Annotated in this window: 14 protein-coding genes; 2 read left to right on the top strand and 12 right to left on the bottom strand. The window is 68.4% G+C overall.

Features of this window, described 5'->3' with window-relative positions:
• Positions 1–62: 62 nt before the first annotated feature.
• Complete coding sequence (locus M1M07_RS02400; RefSeq protein ID WP_248673204.1) at positions 63–1,103, bottom strand: NAD(P)-dependent alcohol dehydrogenase; 1,041 nt, start codon at positions 1,101–1,103, stop codon at positions 63–65.
• A 184-nt stretch (positions 1,104–1,287) separates the two neighbouring features.
• Here M1M07_RS02400 and M1M07_RS02395 point away from each other — a divergent pair, with 184 nt between their 5' ends.
• Complete coding sequence (locus M1M07_RS02395) at positions 1,288–2,490, top strand: hypothetical protein (RefSeq protein WP_248673291.1); 1,203 nt, start codon at positions 1,288–1,290, stop codon at positions 2,488–2,490.
• A 25-nt stretch (positions 2,491–2,515) separates the two neighbouring features.
• Here M1M07_RS02395 and yhjD read toward each other — a convergent pair whose 3' ends face one another.
• From yhjD to M1M07_RS02365, 6 genes are read right to left on the bottom strand one after another with little or no spacing between them, the layout of a single operon-like run.
• On the bottom strand, positions 2,516–3,550 hold the full coding sequence (gene yhjD / locus M1M07_RS02390) for an inner membrane protein YhjD (protein WP_248673203.1): 1,035 nt from the start codon (positions 3,548–3,550) through the stop codon (positions 2,516–2,518).
• A gap of 14 nt (positions 3,551–3,564) precedes the next feature.
• The gene (gene trpS / locus M1M07_RS02385) at positions 3,565–4,605 is read right to left on the bottom strand and encodes a tryptophan--tRNA ligase (protein WP_248673202.1); all 1,041 of its coding nucleotides are present in this window, start codon (positions 4,603–4,605) and stop codon (positions 3,565–3,567) included.
• A 13-nt stretch (positions 4,606–4,618) separates the two neighbouring features.
• Positions 4,619–5,041, bottom strand: a complete 423-nt coding sequence (locus tag M1M07_RS02380; RefSeq protein WP_248673201.1) for a barstar family protein — start codon at positions 5,039–5,041, stop codon at positions 4,619–4,621.
• Positions 5,041–5,529, bottom strand: coding sequence for a ribonuclease domain-containing protein (locus M1M07_RS02375; protein ID WP_197255000.1), 489 nt, complete (start codon positions 5,527–5,529; stop codon positions 5,041–5,043). The genes M1M07_RS02380 and M1M07_RS02375 overlap by 1 nt, the downstream gene beginning before the upstream one ends.
• Positions 5,526–6,329, bottom strand: coding sequence for an exodeoxyribonuclease III (locus M1M07_RS02370; protein ID WP_248673200.1), 804 nt, complete (start codon positions 6,327–6,329; stop codon positions 5,526–5,528). The genes M1M07_RS02375 and M1M07_RS02370 overlap by 4 nt, the downstream gene beginning before the upstream one ends.
• A gap of 5 nt (positions 6,330–6,334) precedes the next feature.
• On the bottom strand, positions 6,335–7,564 hold the full coding sequence (locus M1M07_RS02365) for an MFS transporter (RefSeq protein ID WP_248673199.1): 1,230 nt from the start codon (positions 7,562–7,564) through the stop codon (positions 6,335–6,337).
• Between the two features lie 199 nt (positions 7,565–7,763).
• Between M1M07_RS02365 and M1M07_RS02360 the strand changes: the two genes are divergently transcribed.
• A complete protein-coding gene (locus M1M07_RS02360; RefSeq protein ID WP_248673198.1) occupies positions 7,764–8,267 on the top strand; it encodes a MarR family winged helix-turn-helix transcriptional regulator in 504 nt (167 codons plus the stop codon).
• Positions 8,268–8,338: 71 nt separating this feature from the next.
• On the opposite strand, the gene M1M07_RS02355 is transcribed toward M1M07_RS02360, so the two are convergent.
• The 5 genes from M1M07_RS02355 to M1M07_RS02335 form a co-directional block, all read right to left on the bottom strand.
• Positions 8,339–9,613, bottom strand: coding sequence for an acyl-CoA dehydrogenase family protein (locus tag M1M07_RS02355; RefSeq protein WP_248673197.1), 1,275 nt, complete (start codon positions 9,611–9,613; stop codon positions 8,339–8,341).
• 85 nt (positions 9,614–9,698) lie between these two features.
• Positions 9,699–11,291 (bottom strand): class I adenylate-forming enzyme family protein, encoded by a 1,593-nt coding sequence (locus M1M07_RS02350; protein ID WP_248673196.1) that lies wholly within the window; start codon positions 11,289–11,291, stop codon positions 9,699–9,701.
• Entirely contained in the window at positions 11,288–12,061 is a 774-nt protein-coding gene (locus M1M07_RS02345) for a citryl-CoA lyase (protein ID WP_197255007.1), read from the bottom strand. Before M1M07_RS02345 ends, M1M07_RS02350 begins: the two co-directional genes overlap by 4 nt.
• Positions 12,058–13,245, bottom strand: a complete 1,188-nt coding sequence (locus tag M1M07_RS02340; protein ID WP_248673195.1) for a CoA transferase — start codon at positions 13,243–13,245, stop codon at positions 12,058–12,060. Before M1M07_RS02340 ends, M1M07_RS02345 begins: the two co-directional genes overlap by 4 nt.
• A gap of 244 nt (positions 13,246–13,489) precedes the next feature.
• A complete protein-coding gene (locus M1M07_RS02335) occupies positions 13,490–14,833 on the bottom strand; it encodes an MFS transporter (RefSeq protein ID WP_308200760.1) in 1,344 nt (447 codons plus the stop codon).
• Positions 14,834–14,965 lie beyond the last annotated feature (132 nt).

Raw genomic sequence — 14,965 nt, 5'->3', positions numbered from 1 at the left:
CCGGCCCTTCGGGGGCCGGGCCCGCGTTCTGCGTTTCCGCGACGCTGTTCCGCCGGGCGGACTCAGCCGGGTACGACCACACCGCGGCCGAGGATGGTGCCTTCCCGCAGCCGCCGGTACGCCTCGGGCCCCTCGTCGAGAGTGAACGTCTCGGTGTGGATCTCGAGTCTGCCGGCGCGGGCGAGGGCGATCACCTCCATCAGCTCGGTGCGGGACCCCCAGTACGGCGTCACGACGGAGGCACCGAACGGTACGAGGAAGAACCCGACCTTCGCATGCGCGCCGGCGTGGATTCCGACGATCGAGATGTGCCCGTCGATCGCGACGACCTGCTGCGCCATGTCGATCGTCGACTGCGCGCCGACGAAGTCGAACACCGCGGTGGCGCCCTGCCCGCCGGTCAGTTCGCGGATCGCGGCGGCCGCACTCGCATCGGACCGGATCGCCACGTCGGCGCCCACCGTGCGGGCCAGTTCGAGACGGTCGTCGTCGACGTCCAGTGCAACGACCCGGGCCGCGCCGATCGCCCGCAGGATCTGGATCCCGACGTGACCGAGCCCGCCCACACCGACCACCACCGCGGTGGATCCGGGGCCCAGCAGCGGCAGCACCCGGTTGATCGCGTGGTACGGGGTCAGACCGGCGTCGGTCAGCGGAGCCGCCGCGACCGGGTCGAGATCACCGATGGGCACGAGGTGCCGGGCCGAATCGACGATCATGTATTCGGCCATGGAACCGGGAGAACCGAGCCCCGGCGGGGTGATCCCGAGGTCGGCGGCGCGCGTGCAGTAGTTCTCGTGGCCACGGGCGCAGGCGTGACAGGAACCGCAGCCCCACGGCCCGTACACGGCGACCGCGTCCCCGACCGCGACGCCGTCGACGCCCGCGCCGAGTTCGGCGACCGTGCCGACCCCCTCGTGGCCCAGCGTCAGCGGAAGCCCGTAGACGTATCCGTCGGCGGGCAGGTCCATCACGAAGATGTCGGAGTGGCACAGACCCGCGGCGGTGACCTTCAGCAGCACCTCCCCCGGGCCGGGGGACGGTGTGGGGATCTCGACGACGACCGGTTCCGCACCGATCTCGGTGTACTGGACGGCTTTCATGGACCCGACAGTACGGCCGATCCACCACCGCGTCAGCCGATGTAACCGAATCGAATGATCTTGTTCACCGAAACCCGGTCCGTTCTGGGCGAACCGCGGCTATCGTGGACGCGACGAACGGAGTCCCGTGTCCGACAATCGCTCTCGATCTGCCTGCGCCCGGATCGTTGCCCTCGTCGCGTTCCTGTGCGCCGCCGTCACGGTCGCCCTGCCTCCGGCCGCGACCGCCGATACTCCCCTGTGCGCGTGGCGGTTCATGTCGAACGAGACGGTGCTGAACGTCGCGTTTCCGGACGTGAACGCCACCTACTGGGTCCTGCCCTATGCGCTGGGGCCGGGCGACTCGATCGAACTGTCCGGCACCTACCCGTACGCCCGGTACTTCTCGCTCAACACCTACGGCACGAACTTCGACACCGTGGATACGTTGCGCGACAACCAGATCGACCCCGACCCTGGCAGCAGCAATCCGTTCACGGACGCGTCGGCACGGACCCTCCCCCCTGCGCAACGCCAATGGCACGCCACCATCGTCACCGGCCCGGCCGACCACGCGCGCAACGAGATTCAGGCTCTGTCGGCCGGTCAGAGCACCCCGGTGGGTTTCCTGATCATCCGCGTCTACGTGCCCGACGACGCCGCCTCCCCCAGCGGCGGTGTGCCCCTGCCCGAGGCGACGATGCGGGTCGGTGGGGCGACCGTTCCGCGGCAGCCGTGCGAGCAGCCGTTCGACCCGAACTCCTACACGGGACCCGTCTCGCAGCTCGCGCAGGCAGGTTTCGATCAGGTCATCGCCGGTGCCGCGAGCGGCGCGTTCCCCGGCGACACACCGGAGACGGTGTTCGTGAACCCGGCCAGCTCGTCCGGTCTGTTTCCCAACGGGGACAACAAGTATCTCGGAACGGCACTGACCTACCAGCCGGGCAGGATCGTGGTCGTCCGCGGGAAGGCGCCGCTGTTCCCGGACACCCGCGCGGGTGTCCCGGCGACCGACCCGGATCAGCAGGTGCGGTATTGGTCGCTGTGCCAGAACGATCGGGTCTCGCCCTATCCGGTGGTGGCGTGCGCGGCCGACTTCGAGACCGCGCTCGACGAATCGGGCTACTACACCTACGCGGTCGCCGCGCCCGCCGATCTCACCTCGGTCGCCGATCCGACCGTGACGGTGCTGCCGTGGGGCGATACGACGGTACCGAAGAAGGTGCTGTTCCTGCGCTACATGCTGCCGACGCCGGCGTTCTACCCGCAGTCCATCCAGGCGTCCCAGGCGACCGGAGCCGACCCCGCGACGGTGATGGGACCGTACTATCCGACCGCCGTGTACTGCTCCGCGACGACCTTCGTCGCGGGAGGCTACGAGGCGTGCCAGGACGAGGCGGCGGGCTGATCCGCCGGCCCCTCGACTTCGCCGGTCATCTCCGGGCGCGTCGGCGCGACCCGAGCAGCGCGCCACCCAGAATGCCCGCGCCGAGGAGCGCGATGCTCCCCCGCACCCCGGGACCCTGGTGCACCTCGAGCCGCGGAGTGATCGTCGCCGATTCCGGCGCGGGCACGTGCGCCAAGGCCAGATTCTCCTTCTTCGACGCCGCCCACGCCGTACACAACAGCAGCAGCTTCGCCGTCAGGTTGGAGAAGATGAGCAGACCGAGGATCGGGCCGAAGGCGACGCCGGCGGGCCCGTTCAGCACGATCTCGAGATAGATCGACCCGGCCTGCTTGAGCACTTCGAATCCGATCGCGGCGATCAGACCGGCCTGCGCGGCGCTACGAAAGGTGACCGGTTCGCGGGGCAGCCGCGCGATCACCCACGTGAACACCGCCCAGGTCGCGCCCAGCGCGAAGACCAGCGCGGCGATCCGCAACGCGACGCCGATCCCGAGGAGGTTCTCCATGTTCAGCAGCGTGACGAGCCTGGACATGATCGGGCCGCTGCTCAGCGCCGACAACCCGAGCGAGACGAGCATGGCGAGACCGAGACCCAGCAGCGACGCCCCGTCCCGCAGTTTGGAGACCACGAAGTTGCCCTTGTCGCGCGGGTGGTCCCACATCGCGGTGAGGCCGTCACGCACGTTCGCCATCCAGCCGAGTCCCGCGTACGACGCGGTGAGCAGCCCGATCACGCCGACGGCGCCGCGCGAGTTGATCGCCGACGCGATCAGACTCTGCACGGTGTCACCGAGTTGCCCGGGGATGTTCTCGGCGATCGCGTCCTGGATCTGCTCGATCGTCTCGGGGCGGCCGGCGAGCACGAAACCGGCGATCGAGAACGCCACCATGAGGATCGGCACGAGAGCCAGCACCGTGAAGTACGTGATACCGGCGGCGTAGTAGTCGCCTTTGTGCTCCTGGTAGCGCAGCCCGGTCCGGATCGTGTGGTCGAGCCAGGGATGGGCGGCACGCTGCCGATCGAGGAAACCGGGTTTCTTCTCGTCGCTCGCGCCGGCCATCCGTGACGCTCCTTCTACTTGCGGGGCAGGAATCCCACCTTGTCATAGACCTGGGCAAGTGTCCGGGAAGCGACGTCGCGCGCACGGTCCGCGCCGTTCGACAGGATCTTGAGCAGCTCGGTTTCGTCGGACAGGTACTCGTCGACCTTCGCCCGCAGCGGCGTCACGAACTCGGTGAGCACCGCGGCGGTGTCGTTCTTCAGATCGCCGTAGCCCTTGCCCTCGTATCCGGCGACGAGATCGTCGATGTCGCGGCCGGAGAGTGCCGACTGGATGGTGAGCAGGTTGCTCACGCCGGGCTTGGCCTCGCGGTCGAAGCGGATCTCCCGTTCGTTGTCGGTGACGGCCGACTTGATCTTCTTCGCGGACACCTTCGGGTCGTCGAGCAGGTTGATCAGGCCGGCCGCGGTCTCGGCCGACTTGCTCATCTTCGACGTCGGGTCCTGCAGGTCGTAGATCTTCGCGGTGCCCTTGACGATGTGCGGCTCGGGGACGACGAAGGTCTTGCCGTAGCGCTTGTTGAAACGCTGCGCGAGGTCGCGGGTCAATTCGAGGTGCTGGCGCTGATCCTCGCCAACCGGGACCTTCTGCGCGCGGTAGAGCAGGATGTCCGCGGCCATGAGCATCGGGTAGGTGAACAGGCCGACCCCGGCGTGCTCGGTGCCATGCTTCGCGGACTTGTCCTTGAACTGCGTCATCCGGCTGGCCTCACCGAAGCCGGTCATGCAGGTCAGCACCCAGGACAGTTCGACGTGCTCGGGCACGTGGCTCTGCACGAACAGCACCGACTTCTCGGGGTCGATGCCCACGGCCAGGAGCTGCGCCGCCGAAACCAGCACCCGCTTGCGCAGCTCCTTCGGGTTCTGCGGCACGGTGATCGCGTGCAGGTCGGGAATGAAGTAGTAGGCGTCGAACTCGTCCTGCATCGGAACCCACTGCTGCAGCGCACCGAGGAAGTTCCCGAGATGGAAGGAATCCGAGGTGGGCTGAATGCCGGACAGCACCCGAGGCCGGGCGGTCGGCGCGGTGGCGTTCTGATCTGCAGTGCTCGACATGCTCTCGATACTGTCACGCACCGGGTTCGGCGCTGCGACCGAGGTCGCCCTGTCCGGCCGCGGCGAATCGCTCGGCCACGGCGTCGGCGTGCTGCGGCGGAACCTGCAGGATCACCCGCAGCGGGATCTGCCCGAGCACCGCGACGAACCACGCCAGCTGGTCCGGTTCTCCTGTGAGCAGTTCGTGTGCGTCGAATACCAGTACCGACGGCGCGGCGGCCTCGCAGACCTCGGACAGGCACTCGTCGAACGCGTCCTTGTTCGCACCGAAGTAGTACGGGAACTGCAGCGCCGCGGCGAACTCGTCGAACAGCTGCCGGAGGGTCGTCATCTTCCGGCCGCGCAGGTGCACGACGCGCCCGTCCTGCCGCAGTTGTTCCTCGAGGTCCGCTGCCCCGGATCGGGTGGTCTCGAGCAGGGTCAGGTCGGCTCGCATCAGCACATCCTCGTGAACGACTCGTAGTGGTCGGCGGTGTACCACGCCGATCCGTCCGCACCGGTGACGATGCGTTCGGCGTCGCGGCTGCGCCCGGGCTTCTTCCGGTTGACGTCCCATTCCTGGTAGGCCGCCGGTCGCCCGTCGTCGCCGACGGTGGGCAGCTCGCCCTCGTAGTTGCCGAACCGGCGACCGCCCTGGGTGCCCGGGGCGTCGTCCGGTGGCCAGTCCCCCGCGTCGATGAGCTCGAGGGTGTCCCAGACGTAGTCGGGGATCGGACCTTCCGGCTCGCAGGTGACGGTGTCGCCGTTCGGCTGTGCCGTCCCGGACGGCTGTGCTGTCGAGGAGGGAACGGACAGCAGCGGCGCGACGGTCGTGCCGGTGTCGGTGCCCGCGGATCCGCAGGCCGTGACGAACAGGGCGACGATCGCGGACAGCAGCGCGAGCAGGGCCGCCTTGCAGTGCCGGTTCACCCGGTGCCGGATCATCGGAATTCGACCGTCACCGGCGCGTGGTCCGACCAGCGTTCGGCATATGTCGCGGCCCGTTCGACGCGGGCCGCGGTCACCCGGTCGGCGAGTGCCGGGGTCACCAGGTGGTAGTCGATCCGCCAGCCCGCGTCGGTGTCGAAGGCCTTGCCCCGGTACGACCACCACGAGTACGGGCCGGGGACATCGCCGTGGTGCTCGCGCACGACATCGCGCCACTGACCGGTCGCGAGGAGATCGCCGACCCATTCGCGTTCGTGCGGCAGGAACCCGGACTTGCGGATGTTGCCCTTCCAGTTCTTGATGTCCCGTTCCGTGTGCGCGATGTTCCAGTCGCCGCACACGAGCATGTGCCGGTCCGCCTCGACGACCTCGGCGGCGCGGTCCCCCAGGTAGGCGGCGAGCGACTTCATGAAGCGCTCCTTCTCGTCCTGCTTCGGGGTTTCCGCTTCGCCGGTCGGCAGGTAGAGGCTCCCGACCGTCAGGTCGCCGAAGTCGGCCTCGAGGTAGCGGCCGGTGTCGGCGAAGCTCTCGTCGCCGAAGCCGACGCGGACGGCGTCCGCGGGAACCCGGGACATGATCGCGACACCGGCCCGGCCCTTCGCGGAGGATTCGGCGCCGACGACCTGCCATCCGGCGGCGAGGGCGGGCGCGATCGCCGCGTGGAACTGCTTCTCGGTCGCGCGGACCTCCTGCAGGCACACGATGTCCGCGGCCGACCCCTCGAGCCATTCGAGCAGGCCCTTGGTGGCCGCGGCGCGCACGCCGTTGACGTTGACGGTGGTGATGATGCGAGGCACGCCGGTCACCGTATCCGACGCAGTCGACGGATCCGGTCCGGTGGGAGGGTGTCGAGGCGGACGGAGAATGTGAGGACCGCGACCCCTGCGAGCGCGAGTACGGCTCCGACCGCGGCGGGCGCCGTATAGCCGAACCCGGCGGCGATGACGAGGCCACCCAGCCACGCGCCCAGCGCATTCGCGGCATTGAGCGCGGCGTGGTTCAGGGACGCGGCGAGGGATTGGGCGTCGGCGGCGACGTCCATGAGGCGGGTCTGCAGCCCCGGGATCAGTGAGGCGTTGGTCGCGCCGATGAGGAACAGCAGCACGAACGCCGCGACCGGATGGTGAGCGCCGGCGACGAACAGGCCGAGCAGCGCGGCGTAGACGAGCATGCCGCCGATCAGGCCGGGAATCAGCGCACGGTCGGCGATGCGACCGCCGGCGAGACTGCCCGCAACCATGCCCGCGCCGTACACGGCCAGCCCGATCGGGACCGTCGAGCGGGCGACGCCGGTGACGTCGGTGAGGGTGGTCGCCAGGTAGGTGTAGACGGCGAAGCACCCGGCGAAACCGACGGTCGCGACGATCAACGTCAGCCACACCTGCCGTCGCCGCAGCGCACCGAGTTCGGTGATCGGGTTGGTGACGGGCATCGAGACCTTCGGCACCCAGGCGGTGATGGCCGCGACGGTCGCGGCACCGATGACGACCACGAGGCCGAACGCCGTCCGCCAGCCGAAGGCCTGCCCGAGCCACGACGCAGCGGGCACACCGACGACGTTGGCGACGGACAGGCCCAGCATCACCCGGGCGACGGCCCGGGCGCGGCGCCGGGGACCGGCGAGATGCGCGGCGACCAGCGCGGCCACCCCGAAGTAGGCCCCGTGCGGCAGGCCGGCGAGGAAACGGGCCGCGACGAGGAGCCCGTAGCCCGAGGCCACGACCGAGGCGGCGTTGCCGAGCGTGAAGACCGCCATCAGGGCGGCGAGCAGCGTCTTACGGGGCATTCGGGCGGCGAGCACCGCGAACAGCGGTGCGCCGACGACGACGCCGAGCGCATACGCGGAGATGGTGTGGCCGGCGGTGGGCTCGGTGATACCGAGGTCGGCGGCGATTTCGGGGAGCAGTCCCATCGCGACGTATTCGGTGGTGCCGATTCCGAAGCCACCCAGCGCCAGCGCGAACACCGCGAGGGCGCGGCTGCGGACGGTTCCGGACCCGGTGGGTGGGTGCGCGATGTCGGTGAGAGTCACGGGAGTCCATTGTCCCGTGCGCGGAGGCGAGGTCACCGGTGCGGCCCCGTGACTTCACTCACCCGGCACTTCGGGTGGGCAAACAGCTGCGGCCTCTTGGCAATCGCCGAAATGCCCTTAAACTGTTGACGAAACAAGAACTGATTCCTGTCCGGTTCACCGAGATCGTCGGTTCGAGCCGAAACCGAAAGGGCAACGCATGGCCGACGCGCTCGATGAATTCTTTGTCGAGGACGTCGAGCGCAGCGACGGCTCCGGCTCGAAGTCGCTCAATCTCGACAACAATCCGACGGTCCTTCTGGTGTGGGCCGCCAACAGTTTCAACCGGAGCGCCTCCCGGCACTACCAGAACAAATTCGGCATCAGCGCGATGGAATGGCGAATGCTGGTGATGCTGTGCAAGGAACCGGATGTCCCGGTGACCGCGGCCAGCCCCGCGGTCGGCTACGACAAGGGTGCCGTGAGCCGCGCGTTGAGCAAGCTCGAGAAGCTCGGCCTGGCCGAGGCGATAGCGAACGGCACGAATCCGCGGAGCCGCCTGTGGCATCTGACGCCGGAGGGATACGAGCTCCACGACCGCATGCTCGAGGATGTGCTCGCTCGCCAGAAGCAGGTGCTGTCGGGCTTCACACCGCGGGAGATCAAGAAGTTCAACGAAATGCTGCGGCGCTTCCGCGAGAACCTGGACGGGCTGAGCGAATAGACGGACCGCCGAAAAGCAGATCGGCCCGGGCACCGTATCGGTACCCGGGCCGAGCAGTGTTCGCCGGCGGCTCAGCGCCGAATCGCGTTCGGCACCACGCCGTCCGGCTTCGAGACGAACGAACCCGTGATGTCGAGCTGCGGACCCATCCAGTCCATCGCCCGGGCCTGGAAGTTGTTGATGGCGTGGGTCTGCGTGGCCATCAGGTCCGTGAGGTACCGCCCGAACGGCCGGGTGTTGTAGATACCGGTGCCACCCGCGACGCGGTACAGCTCGGTGCCGTACCGGGCGGCGCGCGCGGGGATGTACGCCGACTGGAACCGGAACTCCTCGAGCCGCTCGGGCGAAACCGCGGCACCGCCGGTCGCTTCGGCGATCACCGCACCGTAGTTCGCGTACAGCCGTCCCTTCGCCTCCGAGATGAACGAGTACGCCTCGGCGAGTGCGAGGGCAGCAGCAGGATCGACACCCTTGCGTCCCTTGCTCCGGATGAAGTCGGCCAGGGCGTCGGCCATGCCCTTCAGTGCGCCGAGCGCGGTGGGAGCCTGGGTGGCGCGGGAGAAGACCTGGAAGAACGGGAGCTTGAACAGCAGCCCGTCGTTGAGCGCGAGCCCCGGTGCCGTTCCGTCGTGCACCTCGTTCCAGGTCAGGCTGCGGTGGTCGGGGACGAAGGCGTTCTCGACCACGATGTCGTTGCTACCCGTAGCGCGCAGGCCCGAGACGTCCCAGTTGTGGACGATCTCGTAGTCCGTGCGCGGGAGCAGCAGCACGTGGCTGCCGAGCGGTCCGGGACCGGGGGTCGGCTCACCTTCGACGTTCGCACCGAGCAGCGCCCATTCGCAGTAGTCGCTGCCCGACGAGAACGACCACCGGCCGGACAGGAGGTAACCGCCGTCCACTCGCTTCGCGGTCTGCGGTGCGTACGGCGAACTGACCAGCGTGGTGTGGTCCGTCGACCAGACGTCCGCCTGGGCACGCTCGTCGAAGAAACCGAGGTGGAAATGGTGGATGCCGATCACGCCCAGGACCCAGCCGACGGACGGATCACCCTCCGCGAGAATCGAAGTCACCTCGAACGATTCGATCGGTGACAGTTCGTATCCGCCGTGGGAACGCGGCTGCAGCATCTGGAAGAACCCTGCCCGCTGCATGTCCTCGATCGTCTCGGGCAGGATGCGGTCCTGCTGCGCCTGGCGTGCCGCGCGCTCCTTCAGCGTGGGAACGAGGTCGCGGGCGCGTTGCACCAACGGCGAGGACGTGAAGTCGCCGACCAGGAATTCGTGGATCCGGCCGATCGGGTCGTCCCAGACGGAGGATGTGGTGCGGGGTGCGAGGGTCTCGGTCATAGCTCGGTCCTTTCTGTGGCCACCGTCGATCACGCCGACCGGTCCGATGGGTGGCTGCGCGTCGTCACCGACGACGGTGTGGGCTTTACTGTTCGGCGGTTACGAGGTCGACTTCGCAGGCGCGGTCGCGGAGCGTGACGTCCGCTCGCAACCGGTGTTTCGCGACCTTTCCGGTGGGTGTGAGAGGCATGTCGTCGGTGAACACGACGTAGCGCGGTCGCTTGATCCGGGCCAGTCGTGTGCTGCAGAAGTCGGCGACTTCCTGTTCTGTCAGTTGCGAATCCGTTCGCCTGGTCACCACGAGCAGGATGTCGTCGTCGCCCATTTCGGAGGGCACGCCGACCGCCGCGGCGAGCACGATCTCCGGATGCTCGGCAACGACCCGGTCGAGTTCGGCACCGGAGATGTTCTCCCCGCGCCGGCGGATGATGTCCTTCTTGCGGGCGACGAAGTAGAACCATCCGTCCTCGTCACGGCGGACGAGGTCGCCGGTCTTGAACCAGTCGCCGTCGAAGGAATCGGCGGTCTGCTCGGGTTCGCGGAAGTAGCCGAGCATCACGATGGGCGTGTTCACCCACAGTTCGCCGATCGTTCCGTCGGGGACGTCGGCGCCGCTGTCGTCGACGATCCGGCACTGTGCCCACGGCCGCGCGGGATCGGGATGCCGGCACAACCGGCCCATGCTGCCCTTCGGGGTCTCGCCGGCGTAGGGGGTGCTGAGGATGCCGGGGATCTCCGTCATGCCGTAGCCGCCCACCAGGTGCGGCACCCCGAACCGGTCACGGAAGGCCTGCATGCTCGCCTGCCGGATCCCGTAGATCTTGCGCAGTCCGTGCTCGGGCAGATACTCGCTCTCGGGACGGTTGAGCAGGATCGCGCTGATCGCCTCGATCATGTTGACCTGCGTCGCGCGCAGGCGCGTCACCGTCGTCCAGAAGTTCGACGCCGAGAACTTCGGCTCCACCAGCAGCGTCGCGCCCGCGGCGAGCGCACCCGCCACCGAGTAGAGCAGTCCGTTGACGTGGAAGAGCGGAAGGATCGTCAGGACCCGGTCGTGCGGCTGCAACTGCACCCGCTCCACGAAGCTCTCCCCCGCGGCGATCACGCTCTGCTGGGAGTGCAGGACGCCCTTGGGGAAACCGGTGGTGCCGGAGGTGTAGATCATCACGCACGGTGCCTTCGGGTCGCCGCCGAGCGCCATCGGCTCGGCGGTGAGCAGGTGCTCGCCGAGCAGTTCGATCCAGACGTCCTCGTCGACCTCGGCGCGCGCCGCCTCGGCGGTCGCCGCGGCGACCTCGTCGCAGAGAACGGCCCGGGCACCGGACTGGCGCAGGACGTAGGCCGCCTCCTCCACCTTGAAATCCGGGTTGACGGGGACGAACACGGCACCGAGTCCCGCGGCGGCGAGCAACGCGAGCACGTGCCAGTCGCTGTTGCGGCCCATCACCAGCACCCGGTCGCCGGCCACGACGCCGCGCCCGTGCAGGTAGGCAGCCAGGCGGCCGGCCGCGTCGAGGGCCCGCGCCCAGGACAGGGACCGTTCACCGCACACGAGCATCTCGCGCCCGGAATCGGTCTCGGCGCGACTGCGGACGAGATCGGCCAGGGTGCCGTCGTGCTCGCGGTAGAGCGCCAGCACGTCGGCCGAGGAGTACCGATCGGTCGACGCGGCGGTCATGCCTGCGTCTCCTCGGGTGCCGAATACGGGATGCCTTCCCGGGTGAGCTGCCAGATCTTGCGCGCGGAGGGCTCGTTGAACTCCTCGACCACGTGACCGAGCAGACCGCCGGCGCGCGAGACCACGGCCATGCCGCGGCCCGCCTTCAGCGGAATCCCGATCTCCAGGAACAGCGCAGCGATCATGCCGGTGGCGTTGATGGTCAGGTGCCGGCCACCGCGGGCGGCGTCGACCTCGCGGCTCAGCGTCAGGAGCAGATCGACGTAACGGCCCTCGAGCCCGTTCTCCTCCGCGACACGCAGCAGCTTGATCGAGCGGGGATCGTCCGGCTTGTGCAGGCGGTGCCCGAATCCCGGGACCGGCCGCTTGGCGCCGACGTACTCCTCGGCGACCCGTTTGCAGTACACGTCCGGGTCCTCACCGCTGCGGATGCCCTCGGCGAGGATCTCCGCGCAGCCTTCCATGGTGCCGGCGAAGACCGGGCCGACGGAGAGCAGACCGGCGGCCATCGCGACCTGCACGTCGTCGGGGACGCTGTCCGCGACCAGGCGGGTGACGATCGAGGTCGGGACCCAGCCGTGTTCCATCAGGGTGACCAGGCAGGCGTCGAGGACCCGCGCCTCGGCGGTGGAGGGCATCCGTCCGACGGACAGGAAGTAGATCATCTCGGTGAAGGTGCGCTCACCGATGATCTCGTCGCACAGGTCCTTGCCGCGGACGGTGACCGACTTCTCGTCGGAGGTTGCGATGTGCGTAACTACTTGGCTCACTTGACTTCTCCCGTGTTCGTCGCGGCTGCGCCGTCGACCAGTTCGTCGTGGTGCGCGTCGAGCGCCGGGGCCTTGGTGCCGAAACCCGCCCGGGCGCCGTTGATGCTCAGCGGCAGCCCGGTGAGCTTGAGCCGCTCGTCGTCGGTGTCGAGGATCATCTGCATCGCCGCGGTCTGCGGGTGCTCGAGGACCTGCGGGATCGAATTGATCGGTGCGCAGGGCACTCCCGCCGCCTCGAGGCGTTCGATCCACTCCGCGACGGTGGCACCGGCGACGATCTCGGAGATCAGCGGCAGGAGCGTGGGGCGGTTCTCCGTACGGGCCGCGTTGGTCGTGAAGCGAGGATCGGCCGGCCACTCCGGATGGCCCAGCGCCCCCGCCAGTTTGGCGAACAGGCGGTCGTTGCCGGCTGCGATGATGAACGGGCCGTCCGACGCCTCGAACGCACCGTAGGGCGTGAGCGAGTTGTGGCCGGTGCCCACACGCGGCGGAATCTTGCCGGTGGCACCGTAATCGGCGATGTGACGTCCCGCCCAGTTGACGGCGGTCTCCAGCAGGGAGGTCTTGACCTCGCTGCCCAGTCCGGTGACCTGACGCTGCAGGAGCGCGGAGAGCACACCGATGACCGACCACATGCCGGTGCCGAGGTCGACCACCGAGGGACCGACCCGCGAGGGCGGCCCGCTCGGGTCACCGTTGATCGCGACCATGCCCGAAAATGCCTGCAGGAGGGGCTCGTAGCCGGGGCGGTCCGCCATCGGGCCGGTGTGACCGAAGGCCGACATCGCGCAGTAGATCAACCGCGGGTTCACGGCCATGAGCGTCTCGGCGTCGGCCTCGAGCTTCTTGTCGACGCCGGGGCGGAGGTTGTGGACGAAGACGTCGGCGTCGCGGATGAGATCGAGGAACGCCTTGTAGTCGTTCTCGTCGTCGAGGGCGAGAACCACGGACTTCTTGTTGCGGTTCATCATGTGGAAGCTCACGGAGCTGTCCCCCACGAACGGCGGGCCCCAACCGCGAGCGTCGTCGCCGCCGGGCTTCTCGACCTTGACGACGTCGGCGCCCAGATCACCGAGGATCAACGAAGCGTACGGAGCGGCCAGGTTCTGGCCCATCTCCACGACTTTCAGTCCCGGAAGCATTCCGAGCGGACTTCCCGCTTCCTTGCTCTGCTGAATCTCCACAGCTTCCTCCTACGACTTGCGGCCCGGGCGCCGACGTGTTGCGCGACCCCGTCACAAGTTGTTGTTTTGTCAACACGCATCTTGTCGAGAGAGTTGTTGAGTTGTCAACACCACATTTTCGGCAGATCCGGTTCGGAGCCACACCCGCCCGAAAACAGCACGGCCCTACCGGAAAAAGGCATGCCGAAGCCGACGGCGGGACACGAACTTCCCGCCGCCGGCATTGCTCGGCGGATGGCCCGCCTCAGCGTGCGTCCAGTGGCTCCCCGGAGCGATCACGGATGAGGAAGGCGGCGACCAGGCTGATCGCAGCCATGCCCATCAGGTACGGAGCGACCGCCATGACCGAGCCGAAGCTCTTGGTCAGCGCTTCGGCGATCGTGGGGGCGAAGGCGCCACCGAGCACGGCACCGAGCGCGTACGACAGTGACACCCCGGAGAGCCGGATCTTCGCCGGGAACATCTCTGCGAAGAGCGCCGACTGCGGGCCGTAGGTCAGGCCCAGCGGCACCGCCAGGGTCACCACCGCGATCCCGGTGCCCAGCAGCGTGCCCGAGCTGAGGAGCCAGAACTGCGGCAGGAGCATCACGAACAGCAGCGCGTAGCCGACCCGGTAGACGATCGGACGACCGGAACGGTCGCTCCACCACGCGCCGAGGTAGGTGCAGGCGATCCACACGGCACTGGCCGCGACGAGCCACATCAACACGTGATTGCGCGACAGGCCGTGCGTCTTGGTCGAGTACGCGAGGGCGAAGCCACCGACGATCATGTAGCCGGCGGTGATGTTGCCCAGGAGCGTGCCGGCTGCGTGAAGCACCTTGCCGGAATGAGTGCCGAAGAGCTCACGCAGCGGGGTCTTCGCCGTCGCGTGCGACTCCTCGAGCTCCGCGAAGACGGGCGACTCGGCAACCCTGGACCGCACGAAGTGACCCACGAGGACCAGCACCACCGAGAGCAGGAACGGCAGGCGCCAACCCCAGGAGTCGAACGCCTCCTTGCCCAGCAGGTTGTTGAAGACGGCCATCACGATGATCGCCAGCATCATGCCGAGCGGCATGCCCATCTGCGGGAAGGAACCCATGCGGCCGCGGCGACCGGGCTCCGCGTGTTCGACGGCGAGCATCGCCGCGCCACCCCACTCGCCGCCCGCGGAGAGCCCCTGCAGGCAGCGCAGCGCGATGAGCAGGATCGGCGCCGCGATTCCGATCGACGCGGCCGTCGGCAGCAGACCGACGAGGGTGGTCGACACACCCATCAGACCGAGGGTGAGCACGAGCACGATCCGCCGGCCGAAGCGGTCGCCGAGGTAGCCGCTGGCGATCGCCCCGAGCGGCCGGAAGATGAAGCTCACGCCGGTGGTCGCCAGAGCGGTGAGCTGGCTCCACTGACCGAGGCCGCTGAAGAACAGATCACCGAAGACCAGGGCGGCGATCTGCGCGTAGACGAGAAAGTCGTACCACTCGACCGTGGTGCCGACGAGCGTCGCAAGTGCGACGCGGCGACGCTCCCGGTCCATGCCTGCCGGCGCAGCGTGACCCGCCGACGCGAAAGCGTCGGCGAGTTCAGGAGTCCGATTCGCTCCCATAGGAGTCCTCTCGACAGAGTCGTTTATGAAAGCCACTGCCCGCAAACCGGTTTCAACGGAGCGCCGGCCCCAGGGCGGGACTGCGCTCACGGAATCGATTCGGCGGAGTCCGGTGACCTGGACCACAACGGT

It is taken from the genome of Rhodococcus sp. HM1 (assembly GCF_023218075.1).
Lineage (GTDB): Bacteria > Actinomycetota > Actinomycetes > Mycobacteriales > Mycobacteriaceae > Rhodococcus.
The sequence above is the reverse complement of the archived record's forward strand: the minus strand, read 5'-3'. Positions and strand labels throughout refer to the sequence as shown.

Excerpts from the sequence above, each read along its gene's own strand:
- trpS (WP_248673202.1), bottom strand. The coding sequence starts at position 4,605 with ATGTCGAGCACTGCAGATCAGAACGCCACCGCGCCGACCGCCCGGCCT.
- M1M07_RS02400 (WP_248673204.1), bottom strand. The coding sequence starts at position 1,103 with ATGAAAGCCGTCCAGTACACCGAGATCGGTGCGGAACCGGTCGTCGTC.
- M1M07_RS02355 (WP_248673197.1), bottom strand. The coding sequence starts at position 9,613 with ATGACCGAGACCCTCGCACCCCGCACCACATCCTCCGTCTGGGACGAC.
- M1M07_RS02380 (WP_248673201.1), bottom strand. The coding sequence starts at position 5,041 with ATGCGAGCCGACCTGACCCTGCTCGAGACCACCCGATCCGGGGCAGCG.
- M1M07_RS02350 (WP_248673196.1), bottom strand. The coding sequence starts at position 11,291 with ATGACCGCCGCGTCGACCGATCGGTACTCCTCGGCCGACGTGCTGGCG.
- M1M07_RS02360 (WP_248673198.1), top strand. The coding sequence starts at position 7,764 with ATGGCCGACGCGCTCGATGAATTCTTTGTCGAGGACGTCGAGCGCAGC.
- M1M07_RS02335 (WP_308200760.1), bottom strand. The coding sequence starts at position 14,833 with ATGGGAGCGAATCGGACTCCTGAACTCGCCGACGCTTTCGCGTCGGCG.
- M1M07_RS02375 (WP_197255000.1), bottom strand. The coding sequence starts at position 5,529 with ATGATCCGGCACCGGGTGAACCGGCACTGCAAGGCGGCCCTGCTCGCG.
- yhjD (WP_248673203.1), bottom strand. The coding sequence starts at position 3,550 with ATGGCCGGCGCGAGCGACGAGAAGAAACCCGGTTTCCTCGATCGGCAG.